The organism is Lysobacter spongiicola DSM 21749, from assembly GCF_900167055.1.
GTDB lineage: Bacteria > Pseudomonadota > Gammaproteobacteria > Xanthomonadales > Xanthomonadaceae > Novilysobacter > Novilysobacter spongiicola.
On the sequence record NZ_FUXP01000002.1, the window covers coordinates 128,435 to 149,588 of the forward strand.

The following is a 21,154-nucleotide window of genomic DNA, read 5'->3' on the forward strand; positions in this document are numbered from 1 at the left end:
AAGACGTCCGGTCAGCTCGCCTGGATGGACTCTTCCGGCCGCCGCTCCAGGACTTCGTCCACCAGACCGTACTCGCATGCCGCAGCGGCGCTCTTGAAGTTGTCGCGCTCGGTGTCGCGCGCGATGGTCTCCAGCGGCTGTCCTGTGTGGTGCGAAAGCACTTCGTTGAGCTTCTGCTTGAGCGCGAGGATCTCGCGGGCGTGGATCTCGATGTCGCTGGCCTGGCCCTGGAAGCCGCCCAGTGGCTGGTGGATCATCACGCGCGAGTTCGGCAGCGCATAGCGCTTGCCCTTGGTGCCGGCGGCGAGCAGCAGCGCGCCCATCGAAGCGGCCTGGCCCACGCAGATGGTGCTCACGTCCGGACGGATGTACTGCATCGTGTCGTAGATCGCCATGCCCGCGGTGACGACACCACCCGGGGAGTTGATGTACAGGCTGATGTCCTTCTCCGGGTTCTCCGCCTCGAGGAACAGCATCTGCGCCACGATCACGTTGGCGACGTGGTCATCCACCGGCCCGACCAGGAAGATCACCCGCTCCTTGAGCAGGCGCGAGTAGATGTCATAGGCGCGCTCGCCGCGGCTGGTCTGCTCGACCACCATCGGGACGAGGTTCAGGGCTTGGGTCTGGTTATCCATCGGGAGCGACACCTGTAGCTGCAAGGAGTGGGCGGGCACGACCAACGTGGGGCCGATGGCGCCTGCGCGCAAGTGGCAGCCGGCGCCACGGTGGGCGCCGGTTGTGGATCGGTTACTGGCGGATGGCTTCGGCGAAGGACATCGGCTTCTCGGTGTGCTGGGCGCGCTCGGCGATCCAGTCGATCACCTGCTCCTCCATCACCCTGCCCTGCAGTCCCTGCATCAGCTGCCGGTCGTTGCGGTAGAGATCGATGACCTGCTGCGGCTCCTCGTAGGTGGAGGCGATCAGGTTGAGGGTTTCATTGACCCGCTTCGGGTCGAGCTTGAGCTCGTTGCGACGGGCGACCTCGCCCACCAGCAATCCGACCAGCACCCGCTTGCGCGCGGCTTCCAGGAACTGCTCGTGCGCGTTCTCCGGCAGGTCGACCTTGCGGCCCTGGCGACGGGCCTGCTCCACCGCCTGGTTGGCCATGTCGCGTGCCTCGTTCTCGACCAGCTTCGGCGGCATTTCGACTTCGGCATAGGCGGCGATCAGCTGCTCGCCCACTTCGCGGCGCAGTCGCGACATCAGCGCGCCCTTGAGCTCGCGCTCCAGGTTGCTGCGGATGTCCTTGCGGAACTGCTCCGGCTCGCCACTCTTGATGCCGAAGCTGCGGATGAACTCGGCGTCGACCTCGGGCAGCACCGGCTCGGACACCTTCACCGGCTTGACGGTGACCTTGACCTTCTTGCCGGCGAACTGCTTGACCCGCCAGTCGGCCGGGAAATCGACCTCGACTTCCTTCTCCTCGCCCGCCTTCATGCCGACCAGCGCCGACTCGACCTCCGGGTACATGCCGCCGGTGCCGAGCACCGTGGTGCCGCGCTCGGCGCCCTCCGCCGGGAAACGCTCGCCGTCCACCTGCGACCAGGTCTCCAGCTCGACTGCATCGCCGTTCTGGGCACCCCGGTCGACCGGATTCCAGGTGCGGCGCTGCAGCCGGAGGTTCTCGATCATCGCGTCGATGTCTTCGTCCTTCACCTCGGAGGTGTGGCGGACGACCTGCAGCTTGCCGACGTCGATGTCGCCAAAGTCCGGCACCACTTCGAAGGTGGCGACGTAGGCGAGCTCCTCGCCCTCGGCGGGCTCGATGCGGGGGTTGCCGGCGATCTGGAGCTCCTGCTCGCGCACGGCGTTGCCGAAGGTCTCGCGCAGCATGCCGTCGAGGATCTCCGAGCGGACCTGCTGGCCGAAGCGCTGCTCAATCACGCGGGTAGGCACCTTGCCCGGCCGGAAGCCCTTGATCTTGGCACCGCGCGCCATCTCGCGGAGACGGCCACCCACCTGGTCCTCCAGCCGATCGGCCGGGAGGCTGAAGGTCATGCGGCGTTCCAGGGTACCGAGCGATTCGACCGAGACTTGCATATCCACTCCTGCGACCGCGGCACTGCCGCGGCAAGATGTTTGATGAACACTAGGGTTCGAGGGCTGTCGCCGCGACAACCATGCACCGCGGCGGAACGCACTAGTTTGGCGGATTCGGGCCGCGGCTGCCAGTGGGCGGGCTTGACAGCACGACAGGCTTCCGCGAAGCAGAAAAACCATCTCAACGGGCGGCGGCGACGCTCGCGAACGCTCGTTGAGCCCGCCGGGCTGTTCGTTCCCTGCCTGGGTTGGTGCGAAAGGGGGGACTCGAACCCCCACGCCTTGCGGCACTGGAACCTAAATCCAGGGCGTCTACCAATTCCGCCACTTTCGCCCGTCCGCCGTGCGGCGGGAGCCGAATTCTAGCCCGACCCCGCCCCAGGGTGCCGGACAAAAAAAAGCACCTGGCGCGAACCAGGTGCTTCCCTTGTTTGGTGGGCCGTCAAGGATTCGAACCTTGGACCTATTGATTAAGAGTCAACTGCTCTACCAACTGAGCTAACGGCCCGCTAGCACTGAATTATAGCAGGAAATTCCTGCCTGGAAACACCACCCGCTGACGCGGAATGGGGTGGAAGACGGGATTCGAACCCGCGACCCCCGGAATCACAATCCGGTGCTCTAACCAACTGAGCTACATCCACCACAGGTACCACTTGCTTCATCGTGTTGCTGGCGCGCCCGGCAGGACTCGAACCTGCAACCACCGGCTTAGAAGGCCGGTGCTCTATCCGGTTGAGCTACGGGCGCCTTCGAACATCCTACTGGCGCCGCCGAATGGTCGGGGCAGAGGGATTCGAACCCCCGACCCTCTGGTCCCAAACCAGATGCGCTACCAGACTGCGCTATGCCCCGATCCGGGCTCTCCGTTGCGCGCCTGCGCCGCGGAAGGCCGGCCATTCTGGGCTGGCCGCAGCCCTCTGTCAACGGCGCGCGGCTACCGCTATGCTTCCCGACATACCAAGACGGCCTTAGGGGGCATGCATGATCCGCAGTGGCAATCCGGCATTGAAGCAGTCGACCTTCCTCGACTCCAGCAGCGGCGCCATCGTCCGCGGCGGCGACAACGTGATGACGCTCAACGGCACGGTCAACAAGACCGGCATGCTGCTGCTGATGTGCGTGCTCACCGCGGCGTTCGCCTGGGGCCAGGTCAGCACGCCCCAGGGCATCGTCGGTGCCGCGCCGTACATGTGGGGCGGCCTGATCGGCGGCTTCGTGCTGGCGATGGTCACCATCTTCAAGAAGACCTGGGCACCGATCACCGCGCCGATGTACGCGCTGGTGGAGGGCCTGTTCCTGGGTTCGGTCTCGGCCATGTTCGAGAGCATGTTCCCCGGCATCGTGATGCAGGCGGTCCTGCTGACCTTCGGCACCCTGTTCGCCCTGCTGTTCGCGTACCGGTCGGGCCTGATCAAGGCGACCGAGAACTTCAAGCTCGGCGTCGCGGCGGCCACCGGTGGCATCTTCCTGGTCTACCTGGCCAGCATGGTGCTGGGCTTCTTCGGCATCCAGATCCCGCTGATCCACGAATCGGGCCTGGTCGGCATCGGCTTCAGCCTCTTCGTGGTGGTGATCGCGGCCCTGAACCTGGTGCTGGACTTCGACTTCATCGAAAGTGGCGTCGAGCAGCAGGCACCGAAGTACATGGAGTGGTACGGCGCGTTCGGCCTGATGGTGACCCTGGTGTGGCTCTACATCGAGTTCCTGCGGTTGCTCTCGAAGCTGCAGTCGCGCTGAGCTGCCGACGCATTTACGAAAAGGGGCGCTTCGGCGCCCTTTTTCTTTGGCGCGGATCCCCCGCCTGTTACCCGGATACCGCGACCCTTCGCCGTCCCGGCCAGAGCATGAACCCGATTGCGACGGCTGCCAGCAGCCAGCAATACCAGACCTTGCCGGCGATCAACAGCGGCGACAGGCCGGCCAGTGAGCCGGCCAGCAGGATCTGTGCGCCGTAGGGCAGCACGCCCTGCACGACGCAGGAGAAGATGTCGAGGATGCTGGCGGAGCGCCGGGCACTGACCCCGTGGCGCTGGGCGATGTCCTTGGCCAGGCTTCCGCCCACCAGGATCGCCACCGTGTTGTTGGCCGTCAGCGCGTCGCCGCCTGCCGCCAGGGCGGCAATGCTCACCTCGCCGGCGCGGCGCCCGGTGTGTCCGCGTGCGAAGCGCGCGATGGCGCCGGCCAGCCAGGCCAGACCACCGCTGGCCCCGATCAGCGCCGCCAGTCCGCCCACGAAAACGGACAACAGCGTGATCTCCACCATGCCCTCGAAGCCGGCGTAGATGTCACTGCCGAAACTTACGAGGTCATAACCGCCCCCGGCGAGCCAGCCCATCCCGCCCGCGAGCACCAGGCCCAGCGCAAGGACCAGCACGACGTTCATGCCGGTCAACGCGAGGACCAGAACCGCCACGTAGGGAAGCACCAGCCATGCCGGGACCGGGTCGGGCGCGGTGACAGGCGCGGCGTCGCCGGCGAATGCCAGCAACACCATGGTCACCAGCGCCGCCGGCAGCGCGATCCGGAAATTCTCCCGGAACTTGTCGGCCATGCGGCAGCCCTGGCTGCGGGTGGCGGCAATGGTGGTATCGGAAATGATCGACAGGTTGTCGCCGAACATCGCGCCGCCCACCACCGCCCCGAGCACCAACGCCCCGTCCAGGCCGGCGGCATCGGCAAGGCCCACCGATATCGGCACCACGGCCGCGATCGTACCCATCGAGGTACCAATCGACAGCGACACGAAGCCTGCGACCAGGAACAGGCCCGGGAGGATCAACGACGGCGGCAGCGCGCCCAGGCCGAGAGCGACGACGGCATCGACGGCGCCGATCGACCTGGAGACGGCCGCGAATGCGCCGGCCATCAGGAACACCAGCACCATCAACATCACGTTCGGGTGGCCCATGCCCTGCAGCAGGGTGTCCAGCGCCCGGATGCCGCGGCGATGTGCCAGCCACGCCCCCAGCGCCAGCGCCGGCAGGATCGCCACCGGCGCACGCAACTGGTAGAAGCCCATGGCCTCGCCCTGGGCGGTGAAATACAGGCCCGCCCCGAAGAACAGCGCGAGGAACAACAGCAGGGGGGTCAGCGCCAAGGCGCTCGGCCGTGGCTCCGGCTCCGGAAGGCGCGGACTATTCATCGCTCTATTCGGATGGAAATAAACAGCCGCGAGTGTGCCGTGCGGATGCAAGCTTGTCGAGCGCCGCGAGCGGGCTGGTGCCGGCCGCCACCCAAAAAAAAGGGCGCCGCGAGGCGCCCTTCTCCCGGGACCACCCGCCGGCGATCAGAGCCGGCTGGCGATGGCCTTGGCAAAACCCATGGTGGTGCCGCTGCCGCCCAGGTCGCCGGTGACGCCGTCACGGGCTTCCAGGGTGGCGACGATGGCCCCGCGCAGGCGGGTGGCCTTGTCGGCCATGCCGAGGTGGTCGAGCATCTGCGCCGCACCCAGCAGCAGTGCGCACGGGTTGGCCTTGCCCTGCCCGGCGATGTCCGGCGCCGTGCCATGCACGGCCTCGAAGATGGCCGCGTCGGTGCCGATGTTGGCACCCGGGGTCAGGCCGAGGCCGCCGATCAGGCCTGCGCACAGGTCCGAGATGATGTCGCCGAACAGGTTGGTGGTCACGATGACGTCGAACTGTTCGGGACGCATCACCAGCTGCATGCAGCAGTTGTCGACGATCATCTCCTCGCAGGCGATGTCCGGGTATTCGGCGGCCACTTCGCGCGCGGTCTTCAGGAACAGGCCCGAGGTGGACTTCAGGATGTTGGCCTTGTGGACGACCGTGACCTTCTTGCGGCCGGTCTTGCGGGCCAGCTCGAAGGCGTAACGCACGATGCGCTCGGAACCGCGGCGCGTGGTGCGGGTGATCGAGGTGGCCGTCTCGCCATCCTCCGACACCGCCTGTCCCTCGGCGCTGTAGGCGCCTTCGGTGTTCTCGCGCACCGTCACCAGGTCCACGCCCGAATCGAACCGGGACTTGGTGTTGGGGAAGGACTTCGCCGGGCGGACGTTCGCGTACAGGTCGAAACGCTTGCGCAGCTCGACGTTGATCGAGGAAAAGCCGCCACCGACCGGGGTGGTCAACGGGCTCTTGAGTGCCACGCGGTTCTTGCGGATGGAATCCATGGTCGCGGCCGGCAGCAGCTCGCCGGACTGCTCCAGGGCCACCAGCCCCGCTTCCGCGAACTCGTACTGCAGCCCGGTATCGAGCGCATCGAGTACGTGCAGGGTGGCTTCCATGATCTCGGGGCCGATACCGTCGCCACGGATCACCGTAATGGTCTGGGTCATTTGAGGGGGTCTTCCAGCTGGGGGGCGCGGCACGCGGGAAACCCGTACGGCACCGTTCGTGAACCCGTCAATTATGCCAAAACCGTGCGGTTCCTGCAGTCGGCGCCCCGGTTCCGGAGCGCCTTCGGCACCCTCAGGCGTGGTCGTGCCCGGCAGGAGCGGTTGCGGCGCCCTGCTCAAGCTGGTCGAGGAAATCCACCGCCCGGCGCAGGTGCGGGATGACGATGCTGCCCCCCACCACCAGCCCGACCGAGAACGTCTCGAACATCTCCTCCCGCGAAGCCCCCGCCTCGCGGCACTGGGCGACGTGGTAGCTGATGCAGTCGTCGCAACGCAGCACCAGCGACGCCACCAGGCCCAGCAACTCCTTGGTCTTCACGTCCAGCGCGCCGGCCTGGTAGGCCTGCGTGTCGAGGGCGAAGAACCGCCTCACCACCTGGTTCGGCTCGGCGAGGATCCGCTCGTTCATCCGCTTCCGGAACGCCGTGAATTCCGCGATGCGGTCGCCTTCGCCGGCTTCGGGTCCGGAGCTCAAGCGCCTAACTCCAGCAGCGCCTCGAGGCGACCGTCGCGATGCATCGCGATCATGTCGTCGTAGCCGCCCACGTGCTCCTCTCCGATGAAGATCTGCGGGACGCTGGTGCGCTTGGCGCGGGCCACCATGCGTTCGCGCTCGGCCGGGTCCAGGTCGATCCGGACCTCCCGCCACTTCTGTCCCTTGCTGGCCAGGAAGTTCTTCGCCGCCACGCAGTAGGGACAGGTGGCGGAGGTGTACATGACGATCTCCGGCTGGCCGGCGTTGTCGCTCTGGGTCGGGTTCAAGGCGTTCTCCTTCGGTGAACTCGAATGGCTGGATGTGGTCGAATGTCGCGTGGAAACATGTGGGTCCGCCCGGGCCGCATTTCCAGAGGGGGCGACCGGCCGGCCATTCAGGCGCGGTGCACGCCCCGGCGCCATTCTGCCAGTGACACCACTGCCTGCCTGCAGGCCCATCGGAGCAACCGCTTGCGCCGCATCGCCCTGATCACCGCCGCCGCAGTCTTCGCCCTGGCCCATGCCACTGCCCCGGCCCAGGACTCCTTGCCCGACATCGGTTCTTCGGCCGGGCGCCTGCTGACCCCGCACCAGCAGGAGGAATACGGGTCGATGCTGCTGGCGCAACTGCGCCACTACGAATACGTGCTGGAGGATCCGCTGGTCGACGACTGGCTGGACACCCTCGGCACCCGCCTCGCCGCCAACAGCGACAACCCCAAGCAGCCCTTCACCTTCTTCATGCTGCGCGAGCGGCAGGTCAACGCGTTCGCGACGCTTGGTGGCTACATCGGCGTCAACGCGGGACTGGTGCTGGCGGCCGAGCGCGAGGACGAGGTCGCGGCGGTGTTGTCACACGAGATCGCCCATGTCAGCCAGGAACACGTGCTTCGCGGCGTGGAGCGGGCGCAGCGCGACCAGTTGCCGATCCTGCTGGCGATGCTCGGCGCAGTGGTGGCCGCGCAATCCGCCGGGGGCAACTCCTCGGCCGAAGCCAGCCAGATCGCCATCTTCTCCGCCATGGGGCTGGCCCAGCAACGTCAGATCAACTACACGCGCTCCAACGAGCACGAGTCCGACCGCATCGGCATCCGCACCCTCGCCCGCAGCGGCTACGACCCGCAGGGCATGGCCGACTTCTTCGGCACGATGCTGGCGCGGTCACGGGCGGCGGGCGCCGGTGCCTACGATACGCCGGACTACCTGATGACCCACCCGGTCAGCACCACCCGCATCAGCGAGGCCAAGGCACGTGCCGAACAGATCGCGCGCTCGCCCGGCGGCTTCGCCCCGTCGCCTTTCACCACGGACAACCCGCTACTGCCGGGCGGGCTGGACCTCTCGACCGGCGCCTCCTCCGGTGCAGGCGCCGGGACCGGGCATTTCGACCTTGCACGCGAGCGCATGCGGGTACTGAGTGCGGCCACGCCGGCCCAGGCGATCCGCGAGTATGAGCAGACGGCGCGCGCCGGCGAGCTCGACCCCGCGCAACGCTACGGGCTTGCGATTGCACGGCTGAAAGCGAACGACGCGGCCGAGGCACGCAAAACCCTGGAAGACCTGGTGGCGGCGGAGCCGGGCAATATCTGGCTCGAACTGGGCCTGGCCGAGGCCGAGGCCCGCAGTGGCAGGCAGGCCGCCGCGGACGCGCGTTTCGAATCGCTGCTGCAGCGTGCGCCGCGCAACCGGCCGGTGGTCCTGACCTATGCCGGGCTGCTCTCGGAGCGCAACACCGTGGCTGCGGGACAGCGCGCGCAGGCGGTGCTCCGCCCACTGCTGTCCACCTCCGCCGACGACCCCACTTTCCAGCGCACCTATGCACGTGCCAGCGAGATCGCCGGTGAACCGATCCGGGCGGGCGAGGCGTATGCCGAAGCGGCACTGCTGACCGGCCGGGCGGAGCAGGCGCTGGTCCAGCTCAACACCCTCAAGCGCCACCCGGACGTGGATTACTACGCCCGGGCCAGGATCGAGGCACGCATCGCCCGCATCACCCCACTGGTGCTGGAACTCCACCGCCAAGGCATCCGCGACGATGCGCTCAACCGCAGGTAGCACGGGCTCTCCATCCTGCGCGCTTGCCGGGCATGACAGCTGCCTGACGCTGTCACCGTCGTGTCACAAAACGGTAGTGTACTGAGGCTGCTCCCGTCGCCGGCCCAATGGCAGACGGACATCCCGGTCCCTGCCCCTGGTGATACGTGCAGAAGCGAATACTGATTGTCGAAGACGAGCCGGCCATCCGCGACATGGTGGCGTTCGCCCTGCGCAAGGGCGAGTACGAACCGAGCCATGCGGGGGATGCCCGCGAGGCCCAGGCCTCCATCGCCGACCGTGTCCCCGACCTGATCCTGCTGGACTGGATGCTGCCGGGCACCAGCGGCCTCGAGCTGGCCCGGCGCTGGCGCAAGGATCCGCTGACGCGCGAGGTCCCGATCATCATGCTGACGGCCCGCGGAGAGGAAAACGATCGCGTGGGCGGCCTCGAGGCCGGGGTCGACGACTACGTGGTCAAGCCGTTCTCGGCGCGCGAGCTGCTGGCGCGGATCCGCGCGGTGCTGCGGCGCTCGCGGGAGGATGACGAGGACGGCAGCGTCGGCGCCGGCGGCCTTCGCATCGACGGCGCCGCCCACCGCGTCTTCGCCCGGGTCGACGGAGACGACCAGCCGATCCAGATCGGCCCCACCGAATACCGCCTGCTGCACTTCTTCATGACCCATCCCGAACGCGTGTATTCGCGCTCGCAGCTGCTCGACCACGTATGGGGCGGCAGCGTCTACGTCGAAGAACGCACCGTCGACGTGCACATCCGGCGTTTGCGCAAGACACTGGAACCGTACGCGCTCGACGGGATGATCCAGACCGTCAGGGGGAGTGGCTACCGCTTTTCCGCGGCGATGGATGCCTGAGCGCCGGCCCGCATCCATACTTGCCCCATGTCCCCACGCGTCCGTACCGCCTGGCTTCGCACGCTTGGCCTGCTCATCCTTGTCCTGGCCGCTGCGACGGCGGTCGGCCTCCTGCTGGGCCACCCGTGGCCGGTCATCACCCTTACCGCACTCGGCATCCTGGCGTGGCACTACTGGCGGCTTCGTAAGCTGCTGGATCGCCTGACCAGCCGGCGCCGGGCCAAGGCACCGACGGGATCGGGTGTCTGGAATGAGCTCGATCGCCTGCTCCACCGGGGACAATCCGAGATGCGCGGGCGCAAGCGCCGCCTGATCGAAATGTTGCGTGCCTATCGCGCCGTGGCTGCTGCGCTGCCGGACGCGGTCGTTGTGGTCGACAGGAACACCCAGCGGATCCTGTGGTTCAACGAGTCCGGCGGGCCCCTGCTGGGGCTGCAGTATCCGCGTGATGTGGGGGCTTCGCTGGTGGAACGCCTGCAACCCTTGCCGCTGGCGCACTGGCTCGCAGCGGGGCGCAACGCCGAGCCACTGGAGATCGCGTCCCCGCTCGACCCGTCCGCAACGCTGAGCCTGCGCCTGATCCCGTACTCGGAGAACCTCTGGCTGCTGGTGGCCCGCGATGTCAGCCGGCTGCTCGCGCTGGAACAGATGCGCAGGGATTTCGTCGCCAATGTCTCGCACGAACTGCGAACGCCGTTGACGGTGGTGCACGGCTACCTGGACATGATGGACGGCGACGAGCATCCGGAATGGAAGCCGATGCTGAAGGAAATGCAGACGCAGTCGCAGCGCATGGCCCAACTGGTGGAGGACTTGCTGACGCTGTCCCGGCTGGAATCCCAGGACGCACTGCCAGGCGCCGAGACCGTGGCGATGGCGCCGATGCTGCATGCGCTGGGCCGGGAGGCCAACGCCCTGAGCCAGGGCCGGCACCAGGTCAGCATCGAGGACGAAGCGGCCGTGGACCTGTGGGGCTCGACCCGGGAACTGCACAGCGCGTTTTCCAACCTCGTCAGCAATGCGATCCGCTATACGCCAGCCGGCGGCACGATCAGGATCCGCCTGTGCCGCCTCCCCGGTGGAGGCGCCGCCCTGGAAGTGCAGGACAGCGGCTACGGCATTCCAGCGACCCACCTGCCCCGCCTGACCGAACGCTTCTACCGCGTGTCCACCAGCCGGTCGCGGGAAAGCGGCGGCACCGGCCTCGGGCTGGCGATCGTCAAGCACGTGCTCAACCTGCACCAGGCACGTCTCGAGGTCCGCAGCGAAGTCGGACGTGGCAGCATGTTCGCCTGCCATTTCACCGCCGATCGCGTTCGCACCCGCGAGAACGGCGGCCCAATGCTGGAGAAGCATGCATGAGCCCCCCTGTCGCACCCGGCACGCCTTCCGCACCCCACACCGGCCCGGACCTGGCACCGCTGGACGCGGGGCTCTACAGCGACGGCACGAGGCAGGATCCGATTCGGGACCCGGCGCTCTACTTCAACCGCGAGCTCTCGCAGCTGGATTTCAACTTCCGCGTGCTGGCCCAGGCGCAGGACGACAAGGTGCCGTTGCTGGAGCGCTTGCGATACCTGTGCATCAGTTGCACCAACCTGGACGAGTTCTTCGAGATCCGCGCCGGTACCCTGCGACACGCGCAGGACCTCGGGCTGGTCCCCGGCGCCGACGGCCTCTCCCCTGCAACCGTGCTGTCGCGCATCCACGACCGCGCCGCCGAACTGGTCGAGGCGCAGTACCACTGCTGGAATGACGTACTGCGACCCAGGTTGAACGAGGCCGGCGTGCGGGTGCTCGGGCGCGACAGCTGGAATCCCGCGCAGACCGAGTGGCTGCGCACCTACTTCCGCGACGAGATCATGCCGGTGCTGTCGCCGCTGGGCCTGGATCCTGCGCACCCGTTCCCCAAGATCCTCAACAAGTCGCTGAACATCGTGGTGGTGCTGCATGGCCGCGACGCATTCGGCCGCAGCGGCAACCTGGCGATCGTCCGGGCACCACGCTCGCTGCCGCGGATCATCCCGATCCCCGAAGAGATCAGCGGCGGCCCGCACGACTTCGTATTCCTGTCCGCGGTGCTCTCGACCTTCGTGGACGAGTTGTTCCCCGGCATGGAGGTCAAGGGCGCATACCAGTTCCGCGTCACTCGGAACTCGGAGCTGCTGGTCGACGAGGAGGAGGTCGACAACATCGCCCTTGCGCTGCGCGACGAGCTGGTCGGGCGTGGCTACCTGCGTGCGGTGCGGCTGGAGATCGCCGAGCAGTGTCCGGATGCGATCGTGCGCACCCTGCTGGAGAACTTCGATCTCGGCGAGAACGCCGTCTATCGCATCAACGGGCCGGTGAACCTCAACCGCGTGATCCAGGTCTACGACCTGGTGCAGCGCGCGGACCTGAAGTTCCCGCCCTTCCAGCCCCGGCAACTGAAGGGCAGCGACGCGATGTTCGAGACCGTCGCCAAGGGCGACGTGCTGCTGCACCACCCCTTCGACGGCTTCGCACCGGTGGTGGACATGCTGCGCCAGGCGGCGGAAGACCCGCACGTCCTCGCCATCAAGCAGACGCTCTACCGCTCCGGCAAGGATTCGCAGATCGTCGAGGCGCTCATCCAGGCCGCCCGCAACGGCAAGGACGTCACCGTGGTGGTCGAGCTGCGCGCGCGGTTCGACGAAGAGGCCAACCTGGGCTTCGCAGACCGGCTGCAGGAGGCCGGCGTGCAGGTGGTGTACGGCGTCGTCGGCTACAAGACCCACGCCAAGATGTTGCTGGTGGTGCGGCGCGAGGGCAGCCGTTTGCGGCGCTACGTGCACTTGGGCACCGGCAACTACCACGCCGGCACCGCCCGGGCCTACACCGACCTGGGGTTGTTCACCGCCGATCCCGACATCGGCGACGACGTGCACCTGATCTTCCAGCAGTTGTCCGGGCTGGCGCCGCAACTGGGGCTCAAGCGCATGCTGCAGGCGCCTTTCACCCTGCACGCCGGCGTGCTCCAACGGATCGACCGCGAAACCGCACTGGCGCGCGATGGGCGCCCGGGACGGATCGTGGCCAAGATGAATGCCCTGAACGAACCGCGTGTGATCCGCGCCCTCTACCGGGCTTCCCAGGCGGGGGTGGAGATCGACCTCATCGTGCGTGGCGCCTGCACCTTGCGGCCGGGCGTGGCGGGCATCAGCGAGAACATCCGCGTGCGCTCGATCGTCGGACGCTTCCTGGAGCACTCGCGCATCTACTGGTTCGGCAACGACGGGCGGCCGGAGATCTTCTGTGCCAGCGCGGACTGGTTGGAACGCAACCTGCTGCGCCGCGTGGAAACCTGCTTCCCGCTCCTGGACCCGGACGTGGCCGAGCGCGCCCACGACGAGGCCTTGTCCAACTACCTCGACGACAACCTCAACGCCTGGATGCTGAAGGAGGATGGCCGCTACGAGCGCGTGCCGGAGGAGTCGGTACCGCATTCCGCCCAGGCGTCGTTGCTGGCGAAGCTGTGCGGATGAGGCGCGCGCCACGATGACCGACTTCCCCACCGCCGCCATGCCGCTGCAGGACGGCGACCTGCTCGCCGCCGTCGACCTGGGCTCCAACAGCTTCCACATGGTGGTGGCGCAATCGCTGCTGGGACAGTTGCGCGTGGTCGACAGGTTGCGCGAAACCGTGCGCCTGGCCGAGGGGCTGGATGCGCGCGGGGGCCTGTCGGCCGAAGTGCGCCAACGCGCGTTCGAGTGCCTCGCCCGCTTCGGCCAGCGCATCCGTGACATCCCGCCACAACGGGTCCGCGCGTTGGCCACCAACACCGTGCGCCGGCTCGCCGCGCCGCAGGCGTTCCTGATGCCGGCCGAGAGCGCACTGGGGCACGGCATCGAAGTGGTTTCCGGCCGCGAGGAGGCGCGACTGGTCTACCTCGGGGTGGCCCATGCGCAACCGTCCAAGCCCGACCGCCTGCGCCTGGTCATCGACATCGGTGGCGGCTCCACCGAGTGCATCATCGGCAGCGGCTTCGATGCGATCGAACGCGAGAGCCTGCAACTGGGCTGTGTCGCCACCACCCGTCGTTTCTTTGGTGACGGCAAGCTCAGCCGCCGGCGCTGGGACGAGGCCCTGACCGAAGTCACTGCCGAATTCCAGCAGTTCGCAGCCGCCTATCGCGCACTCGGCTGGGACGACGCACTGGGGTCTTCGGGCACCAACAAGGCCATTGGTGAGATCTGCGCCGCCATGAAGCTCACCAAGGGCGCGGTCATCGCCGATGCCCTGCCGCACGTGCGCGACCGGCTGCTCCAGGCCCGCACCATCGAGCAGATCGACCTGCCCGGGCTCTCCGCCGACCGCAAACCGATCATTGCCGGTGGCCTGCTGATCCTCGAGGCCGCCTTCGACGCGCTCGGTCTGCAGCGGCTCATGATCAGCAAGGCGGCAATGCGCGAAGGCGTGCTGTACGACATGCTCGGCCGGGGTGGCGCGGACGATCCGCGCGACGCGGCGGTCGCGGCGCTGATGCAGCGCTACGGCATCGACAAGGCGCAGGCCGAGCGTGTCGAGGTCACCGCGCTGCACCTGTTTGACCAGGTCGCCGAACCTTGGCAACTGGACGCCGACGACCGCCTGATGCTCGTGCGCGCTGCGAGATTGCACGAACTCGGCCTCACCATCGCCCACAGCCAGTACCAGGTGCATGGCGCGTACGTGGTGGAACACACCGACATCGAAGGGTTCTCCCGCCAGCAGCAACAGTTCCTCGCGGCACTCGTCCGCACCCATCGCCGGAAGGTCCCGAAGACCGCCTTTGACGCGCTGCCCGACCGGTTGTTGCCATCGGCGCGGCATCTGTCGGCGCTGCTACGCCTGGCGGTACTGATGCACCGGGCCCACGAGGGCGACCCGATCCCGCGGCTGGATGCCCGCGCCGGCGACGGCTCGCTGGCGCTGTTGCTCGATCGCCAGTGGCTTGAGGCGCGCCCCCTGCTTCGTGCCGACCTGGAAGGCGAGCCGCAGGGCATGGCGGCACTCGGCGTGCGCCTGCAGATCGGCACCGCCTGAGTCCTGCCGGCACACGGCTGCCGGGGCACCTGCTGCCGGAGCACGTGTCACCGCACCGTCATCGTCCTGTAACCCGGCCTACACCCTGTCGCCGCACCCTGCGCATGACCACAAAGGGGTGCGTGCATGCGCTACGCGATCGTCACCGAAACCTACCCGCCGGAAGTCAACGGCGTCGCGTTGACGGTGCGTGCCCTGGAAACGGGTTTGCGGGCCCGTGGGCACGAAGTCGATCTGGTCCGGCCACGCCAGCAGACGGCGGATCGCGCAGCCGCGCATGAGTGGCTGACCAGGGGCTCCAGCCTGCCGCGCTACCCCGGCCTCCGGCTCGGATGGGTCCGGCCGGCCGCACTCCGGACGCACTGGCAGCGCGCGCGCCCCGATGCGATCTACATCGCCACTGAAGGGCCGCTGGGATGGGCGGCCCTGCGGGCGGCGCTGCGCCTGCGCATCCCGGTGGCAACCGGCTTCCACACCCGCTTCGATCGCTACATGCATGATTACGGCGCGCCCTTGCTCGCCCCGGTGGCGCTGGCATGGATGCGGCGCTTCCACAACCGTGGCCAGGCCACCCTGGTACCGACGGTGGAGCTGTTGCACCAGCTCGACCAGGCAGGGTTCCGAAAGGTCCGGCGCCTGCCACGGGCGGTGGATTCGGCCGCGTTCCATCCCCGCCATCGCGACGCCACGCTGCGCGCCTGCTGGGGTGTCGGCCCGAGGGACCCGGTGGTGATTCATGTCGGCCGGCTCGCGGCGGAGAAGAACCTCGATCTCGCCGTGCGGAGTTTCCGGCGGATACAGCAGCGGCTGCCTTCCGCCCGGTTCGTCTGGGTCGGCGATGGTCCCTCGCGTGCCGCACTGGAGACAGCCAATCCGGACTTCATCTTCTGCGGCGTGCAGCGTGGCGCGGAGCTTTCCAGGCACTACGCGAGCGCCGACCTGTTCCTGTTTCCCAGTGCCACCGAGACTTTCGGCAATGTCACCCTGGAGGCCCTTGCGAGCGGGGTGCCGACCGTGGCCTTCGACTACGGCGCCGCCGCGGAACACCTGCCGGAGGGGCCGGCTGGTGGCACGGCAGCGGTAGGCGACGAAGCCGGATTCCTGGCCATCGCCGAACGCAGTGCACTCGCCCTCGCTGCCATGGACGGGCAACAGCGGGCGGCGCAGGTGGCCCTGTGCCGCGCCGCCGTCGCCGGGCTGGAACCCGCACGGGTGGCCGCGGACTTCGATGCGATCCTCTCCCACCTCCCCGGAGCCTGCCGTGAGCTACCGCATCCCGCTGCACAAGCGCTTCGTCGACGCTGAGTCGGGCTGGTGCGTCCGGCTCAACCGGATCTGCCGGGGCCGCCCCACCCGTGGTTTTTTTGCCGTCGTCAGCCGCCTCGGCGACGGGATGTTCTGGTATGCACTGATGGCGGCGCTGGTCGTGCTGGAAGGCATGGCAGGTCTGGTGGCCTCGGCACACCTCGCCGCTACCGGAGCCATCGCACTCGGTCTCTACAAGCTGCTCAAGCGGTGGACCCGGCGGCCCCGCCCGTTCGCCGCGGACCTCGGCATCCGGGCATGGGTGGCGCCGCTGGACGAGTTCAGTTTCCCCTCCGGGCATACGCTCCATGCAGTGGCCTTCAGCGTGGTCGCCGTTGCGCACGTGCCGTGGGTGGCCTGGCTGGTGTTGCCATTCACCGCCTGTGTGGCGGTGTCACGCGTGGTGCTGGGCCTGCACTATCCGAGCGACGTGCTGGCCGCGACCATCATCGGCTCGGCGTTGGCAGGCCTTTCGCTGTGGGTGGTCTCGCCGTGGTTGGCGCTCGCCTGACGCAACGCCGACGGGATCTCTCAGCGCGCGCGCTCCAGCGGCCTGGCCCAGCAGGCCATCGGGTGCGCCACCACTCCAGCGCCCTCTTCGGACCAGCCGCGGTCCATCGCCATCCGTGGCCGCGGGGAATAACCGCGCTTGTGCCAGAAGCCATCGTGCCCGCGGCCGAACGGCGGCCTGCGCGGATGGTCGGGCTCACGTTCGACGGCCCAGAAGGCCGTCAGGTCGAACCCTCCGATGATGCGGGCGTGCGACTCCCGCTCGTCGAAGAAGCGATGTCCGAGTCCGCGGCCGCGGTAGGCCGGCAGCAGCACCGATCCGCTGAAGTGGAAGATGCGCGAGGGGTCGATCCCGGCCCCGAGCGCAGCCTCGCGCCACTCGCGGCCGTCATCGGCCAAGGGGAGCCCGGTGGCCGCGCCGACCAGCGTGTCCCCATCGAACGCGAGCACCGCCACGCTCCGCCAGGAGTCCAGGCATGCCTGCAGTGTCTGCGGACCTTCCAGCGGGCTGGCGCCATCCCACAGGTACGGCCAGCCGGCCAGCACCCGGGCGCGGAGCTCGAGGATGTCGTCTCGGAACTCGCCGATCGCAGTTCCGACCACGGTCCGGACCCCCACGATGCGGGTGGAGGGATGGCCGGCCCGGCGGTCCTCGGTCATCGTCAGGGGATTCATGGCGTGCTGCATCGTAGGTCGGGCGACATGGGCGCTGCTGGAGTCGATGAACAGGATCAACGGGGTTAGCGCCCACTTCAGGACGCAGGGCCGCGACCACCGGAGGGTGGCCGCGGCCGCATTCAAGCACCGTGATGGTCAGGCCGGCGGCGACACCGCCGGCCGTGCCGCTCCGATCCGGTACCAGTCGACCCGGCGCGTGATCGTCATCAGGCCTGCCAGGATCACGAACAGCAGGCCCGCGCCCAGCACCAGTGCGTTGTCCTCCGAGACCAGCAATCCGTAGAGCGCCGCGTAGAGCATTGCCAGCATGCCGGCGAACCCCAGAGCTCGGCCCAGGCTCTGCAGCACTGCCGTCAGGTAGAAGGCGATCAGCCCGATGCAGGCACCCGCTGCCACGAGGTAGGCCCAGCCGAAGTCGATGTGCTCGCTCAGGCTCAGCAGCAACAGGAAGAAGATCGCCAGCGCCAGGCCGACCAGGCCGTACTGGATCGGGTGGATCGGCAGTTGCTTGGTCAGCTCGAAGATGAAGAACCCGACGAAGGTCAGCAGCACGAACAGGATGCCGTACTTGCTGGCGCGGTCGGTCTTGGCATAGATGTCGACCGGCTCGACCAGCGACACGCTCAACGCATCTTCCGACAGCGGCGGCACCCCACTGGCGTCGGAGCGGGCGGTGAGCATCAGGAAGCGCTGCTGGGCGTTGCTCGCCAGGCCGGGGATCTCCCATTCCGCGCGGAACCCGTCGGCACTGATGTCCCGGGTCCGGGGCGACGTGCCGCCGAAGCTGGGATGCGGCCAGCTGGACGACAGCGCGATGCGGTTCTGCGTGCCCAGCGGCAACACCTCCAGCCGTTCGGTCCCGGCCAGGGTGAACTGCAAACGGGTGTCGATGCGGTGGGTACGCCCGGCAGCCAGTCCGGGGAGGAGGACGTGCACGCCCTCGGCGTTGCGGTAGCCCTGCCCCTGCTCGAGCGCGACCGGGCGGCCGTCCACCTCGAGCTTTGAACCGATCAGCCCGCGGACGTCGCCGATCGCGTAGCTCAGGTACGGCACGCCCACCCGCCGCGTCGCCGAGGGATCGGTCTCGGAAGGAATGGCGATTTCGAAGGTGGCCTGCGCCACCGCTTCCCATTCGTAGACGGGCACCTCGTATAGGCCACTGCGCCTCATGCCCGGCTCCAGGTCACCGGTGACCGCGAGTTCGTCGGGGAAGAACGTCCATCGGTCGTCGCGCACGCGCTTGACCGTGCGCAGGACACCATTGGCGTCGGCTTCCTCGACCTCCACCGTCTCCCGGAACGGCACCACCAGCACCGGGCCGGCGAACGACTGCTGCCCCGCGTTGCTGCGCGCGACCGTCGCCACTGCTTCGGCGCGGTACTGCTGTCGTTCGTTGATCACGCCACGCACCATCGTCAGCGGAACCAGCACCGCCAACGTCATTCCCAGTACCACCAGCACCTTCAGCCAAAGCCGCATTTCATACTCCTGTCAGGGCAACGGCCGACAGGATCGCCAGCCGGGGTGCGGCGACGATGGCGCGACGGTGAAGCGGGGGTGAAGCGCGCGGACTACGCGTGGAGTGGCAGGTGCAGGCGGGCCACCGCCCCGCCGCCATCGCGGTTTCCGAGCGTGGCCCGCCCACCGTGCAGGGCCGCCACTTCGGCGACGAAGCACAGTCCAAGCCCGCTGCTCCGGCTGCCCCCGCGTGGGCGAGGCAATGAGAAAAAGCGCTCGAAGACGCGCGGCAAGGCATAGTCGGGCACACCGGGGCCTTCATCGGCGACTTCCAGCACCACTTCGCCCTCGCCATCCGCGGTCGCCGATGACAGCTCGACCTTCACCTTGCTCCCGGCAGGCGCGAAATCGATTGCATTCTCGACCAGGTTGGCGATCGCCTGGCGCAGCAGGAAGGCGTCGCCGGCGACGACCGGTGCATCCGTGATCTTCGACTCGAGCCGCACCGAGGCCGCCTCCAGCCGCGGCTCGCACAGCGCCTCCACCTCCCGGACCAGCAGGTCGAGCCTGAGTGGAATGGCGTCGATGCGCTGGCGGTGTTCGACGGCAGCGAGCGCCAGCAGCTTGTCGATCATCTGGGCAAGACGCTCACTCTGGGTCCGGATGCTGCCCGCGAAGTGCCTGCGGTCGGCCTCGGGCAGGGGCGACTCCAGCAGTTCCGCACTTCCGCGGATTGCCGCCAGCGGGCTCTTCATCTCGTGCGTCAACGTGTGCACGTACTGCTCGACGTACTGCTTGCCTTCCAGGCGCGTGCGCATCGTCTCCAATGCGCGGCCGAGCTCGCCGAATTCGCCGGCCGCACGTGGCGCGTCCGCCCGCTCGCCCGCGGTGACGGCGTGGGCATACTGGCGCAGCCTGCCGATCTGTCGCGACAGCCACCACGCCACCAGCAGGCCCACCAGCAGCGACACCCCCATCAGCACCATGCCCCATCGAAGCACCACCGCCTGGCTGCGCTCGATGAAGGGACTGATCGCGCTGTTCGGCTTGGCCACCGTCAGCACCCCGATGACCGCCCCTGCATCGTCGAGGATCGGCGCCGCGACGTGCATCACCGTCGACTCCGGATTGCGCGGATCCGGACTGGACCGGGCGCCATAACGGCCACGCAGGGTCAGGTGGACGTCGTTCCACTGCGAATAGTCGGCTCCGACGTCCCGGCCGCTGCTGTCGAACCGGACAATGCCCTGCGCGTCGGTCACGTAGACGCGGTAGCTGGCGGCACGTTTGCCAAATCCCCAGACCTCGGCACCGAAGTCCCGCTCGGCGAGCGCACGCACGCGGTGGGCAAAGCGGCCGTCGTCGATCCGACCCGCCTCGAAGTCATCGGTCGCCAGCTCCGCCAGCACGTTGGCGGTATCCACCAGGGTGTCTTCCATCGCCTGCCGCACGCCCGGCTTCACCTGGGCCAGGAATACCTGGGCCAGCAGCAGGGCAGCCAGCGCCACGATCAGGAAATAGCCCAGGAAGATGCGCAGCCCGATCCTCACGCCGCGCCGCCCTCCGCGTCGACCGAATAGCCCAGCCCCCGGTGGGTGCGCAGGAATTCGGCGGCCGGATCGACTTCGCGCAGCTTGGCGCGGATCGTCTTGACGTGCGTATCGACGGTGCGGTCGCCGCTCTCGAGCGCGTCGCCCCAGACGCGATCCATCAACTGCGCGCGCGACAGTACAGCGCCGGGGCGGTGCAGCAGCGCCGCCAACACGCCGTATTCGTAGCGGGTCAGGTCCAGCAGTTGGCCGCGGAAGCGGATGCGTCGACCTTCCACGTCATGTTCGAAACATCCCCGCATCGCCCCACGTTCGGTGCGCTGTCCCCGCCGCAACACCACCCGGACACGGGCCACCAGTTCGCGTGGCGAGAAGGGCTTGGTGACGTAGTCGTCCGCACCGATCTCCAGCCCGAGGATGCGATCGGCCTCCGCGCCCTGCGCCGTGAGGAAGATCACCGGCAGGCCATCGTCGCGCCGCAGTTCCCGGCACAGGGCGAAGCCGCCCATGTCGGGCAGCCCGACGTCCAGCACCGCGAGGTCGAAGCCGCCGCGTGCCGCTTCGTCCAGCGCAGCCCGCCCGGTCAGGCAGTGCACCGCTTCGAAGCCTTCGGCGCGCAGCGCATACACCACGGTTTCGGCGATGGCCGGTTCGTCTTCGACCAGCAGGATTCGGGGCATGGGCGGTTACCTGCCACTTGTGTGGGCGACAGGATAAGCGAGGCGGCGGGTACGACCGCTACCGCGCCGCCTGCAGCCGTGCCCGCAGTGCCATGCCCCGCTCCATCGCCCACGCGAACACCTGGCACGTGGCTGACGAAAGCCATG

18 protein-coding genes and 5 tRNA genes are annotated in these 21,154 nt (G+C 68.2%); 8 read left to right on the forward strand and 15 right to left on the reverse strand.

The window, feature by feature from the left end:
* Positions 1–11: 11 nt before the first annotated feature.
* The 7 genes from clpP to B5D37_RS04870 all read right to left on the reverse strand — a co-directional run bounded on the left by clpP (position 12) and on the right by B5D37_RS04870 (position 2,898).
* Complete coding sequence (gene clpP, locus B5D37_RS04840; RefSeq protein ID WP_078757733.1) at positions 12–638, reverse strand: ATP-dependent Clp endopeptidase proteolytic subunit ClpP; 627 nt, start codon at positions 636–638, stop codon at positions 12–14.
* A gap of 112 nt (positions 639–750) precedes the next feature.
* The gene (tig, locus tag B5D37_RS04845) at positions 751–2,043 is read right to left on the reverse strand and encodes a trigger factor (RefSeq protein ID WP_078757590.1); all 1,293 of its coding nucleotides are present in this window, start codon (positions 2,041–2,043) and stop codon (positions 751–753) included.
* A gap of 249 nt (positions 2,044–2,292) precedes the next feature.
* Positions 2,293–2,377, reverse strand: a tRNA-Leu gene (locus B5D37_RS04850).
* 98 nt (positions 2,378–2,475) lie between these two features.
* A tRNA-Lys gene (locus B5D37_RS04855) sits at positions 2,476–2,551 on the reverse strand.
* A 59-nt stretch (positions 2,552–2,610) separates the two neighbouring features.
* Positions 2,611–2,687: transfer RNA gene (locus B5D37_RS04860), tRNA-His, on the reverse strand.
* Positions 2,688–2,716: 29 nt separating this feature from the next.
* A tRNA-Arg gene (locus B5D37_RS04865) sits at positions 2,717–2,793 on the reverse strand.
* Positions 2,794–2,821: 28 nt separating this feature from the next.
* Positions 2,822–2,898: transfer RNA gene (locus B5D37_RS04870), tRNA-Pro, on the reverse strand.
* 132 nt (positions 2,899–3,030) lie between these two features.
* Here B5D37_RS04870 and B5D37_RS04875 point away from each other — a divergent pair.
* Entirely contained in the window at positions 3,031–3,783 is a 753-nt protein-coding gene (locus B5D37_RS04875; protein ID WP_078757734.1) for a Bax inhibitor-1/YccA family protein, read from the forward strand.
* 67 nt (positions 3,784–3,850) lie between these two features.
* On the opposite strand, the gene B5D37_RS04880 is transcribed toward B5D37_RS04875, so the two are convergent.
* The 4 genes from B5D37_RS04880 to grxC all read right to left on the reverse strand — a co-directional run bounded on the left by B5D37_RS04880 (position 3,851) and on the right by grxC (position 7,117).
* The gene (locus tag B5D37_RS04880) at positions 3,851–5,188 is read right to left on the reverse strand and encodes a Na+/H+ antiporter NhaC family protein (protein ID WP_078757591.1); all 1,338 of its coding nucleotides are present in this window, start codon (positions 5,186–5,188) and stop codon (positions 3,851–3,853) included.
* A 144-nt stretch (positions 5,189–5,332) separates the two neighbouring features.
* A complete protein-coding gene (locus B5D37_RS04885) occupies positions 5,333–6,340 on the reverse strand; it encodes an isocitrate dehydrogenase (protein ID WP_078757592.1) in 1,008 nt (335 codons plus the stop codon).
* Positions 6,341–6,473: 133 nt separating this feature from the next.
* On the reverse strand, positions 6,474–6,809 hold the full coding sequence (locus tag B5D37_RS04890; RefSeq protein WP_078757735.1) for a carboxymuconolactone decarboxylase family protein: 336 nt from the start codon (positions 6,807–6,809) through the stop codon (positions 6,474–6,476).
* Positions 6,810–6,871: 62 nt separating this feature from the next.
* Positions 6,872–7,117 (reverse strand): glutaredoxin 3, encoded by a 246-nt coding sequence (gene grxC / locus B5D37_RS14905; RefSeq protein WP_200809193.1) that lies wholly within the window; start codon positions 7,115–7,117, stop codon positions 6,872–6,874.
* 228 nt (positions 7,118–7,345) lie between these two features.
* On the opposite strand from grxC, the gene B5D37_RS04900 reads away from it, so the two are divergent.
* The 7 genes from B5D37_RS04900 to B5D37_RS04930 all read left to right on the forward strand — a co-directional run bounded on the left by B5D37_RS04900 (position 7,346) and on the right by B5D37_RS04930 (position 16,642).
* Complete coding sequence (locus tag B5D37_RS04900; protein WP_234987711.1) at positions 7,346–8,929, forward strand: M48 family metalloprotease; 1,584 nt, start codon at positions 7,346–7,348, stop codon at positions 8,927–8,929.
* 146 nt (positions 8,930–9,075) lie between these two features.
* Entirely contained in the window at positions 9,076–9,783 is a 708-nt protein-coding gene (gene phoB, locus B5D37_RS04905; RefSeq protein ID WP_078757593.1) for a phosphate regulon transcriptional regulator PhoB, read from the forward strand.
* A 27-nt stretch (positions 9,784–9,810) separates the two neighbouring features.
* A complete protein-coding gene (gene phoR / locus B5D37_RS04910) occupies positions 9,811–11,145 on the forward strand; it encodes a phosphate regulon sensor histidine kinase PhoR (RefSeq protein WP_078757594.1) in 1,335 nt (444 codons plus the stop codon).
* Positions 11,142–13,286, forward strand: a complete 2,145-nt coding sequence (gene ppk1, locus B5D37_RS04915) for a polyphosphate kinase 1 (protein WP_078757595.1) — start codon at positions 11,142–11,144, stop codon at positions 13,284–13,286. The genes phoR and ppk1 overlap by 4 nt, the downstream gene beginning before the upstream one ends.
* Positions 13,287–13,299: 13 nt before the next feature.
* On the forward strand, positions 13,300–14,826 hold the full coding sequence (locus tag B5D37_RS04920) for a Ppx/GppA phosphatase family protein (protein WP_143814149.1): 1,527 nt from the start codon (positions 13,300–13,302) through the stop codon (positions 14,824–14,826).
* 126 nt (positions 14,827–14,952) lie between these two features.
* The gene (locus B5D37_RS04925; protein WP_078757596.1) at positions 14,953–16,131 is read left to right on the forward strand and encodes a glycosyltransferase family 4 protein; all 1,179 of its coding nucleotides are present in this window, start codon (positions 14,953–14,955) and stop codon (positions 16,129–16,131) included.
* Positions 16,088–16,642 carry a phosphatase PAP2 family protein gene (locus B5D37_RS04930; protein ID WP_234987712.1) on the forward strand — a complete coding sequence of 185 codons (555 nt, stop codon included), beginning with the start codon at positions 16,088–16,090 and terminating at the stop codon, positions 16,640–16,642. Before B5D37_RS04925 ends, B5D37_RS04930 begins: the two co-directional genes overlap by 44 nt.
* A 20-nt stretch (positions 16,643–16,662) precedes the next feature.
* Here B5D37_RS04930 and B5D37_RS04935 read toward each other — a convergent pair whose 3' ends face one another.
* The 4 genes from B5D37_RS04935 to creB all read right to left on the reverse strand — a co-directional run bounded on the left by B5D37_RS04935 (position 16,663) and on the right by creB (position 21,007).
* The gene (locus B5D37_RS04935) at positions 16,663–17,316 is read right to left on the reverse strand and encodes a GNAT family N-acetyltransferase (protein WP_234987713.1); all 654 of its coding nucleotides are present in this window, start codon (positions 17,314–17,316) and stop codon (positions 16,663–16,665) included.
* A gap of 138 nt (positions 17,317–17,454) precedes the next feature.
* The gene (gene creD / locus B5D37_RS04940) at positions 17,455–18,798 is read right to left on the reverse strand and encodes a cell envelope integrity protein CreD (protein WP_078757597.1); all 1,344 of its coding nucleotides are present in this window, start codon (positions 18,796–18,798) and stop codon (positions 17,455–17,457) included.
* 92 nt (positions 18,799–18,890) lie between these two features.
* A complete protein-coding gene (gene creC, locus B5D37_RS04945; protein ID WP_078757598.1) occupies positions 18,891–20,327 on the reverse strand; it encodes a two-component system sensor histidine kinase CreC in 1,437 nt (478 codons plus the stop codon).
* The gene (gene creB, locus B5D37_RS04950) at positions 20,324–21,007 is read right to left on the reverse strand and encodes a two-component system response regulator CreB (protein WP_078757599.1); all 684 of its coding nucleotides are present in this window, start codon (positions 21,005–21,007) and stop codon (positions 20,324–20,326) included. The genes creC and creB overlap by 4 nt, the downstream gene beginning before the upstream one ends.
* Positions 21,008–21,154: the final 147 nt, after the last annotated feature.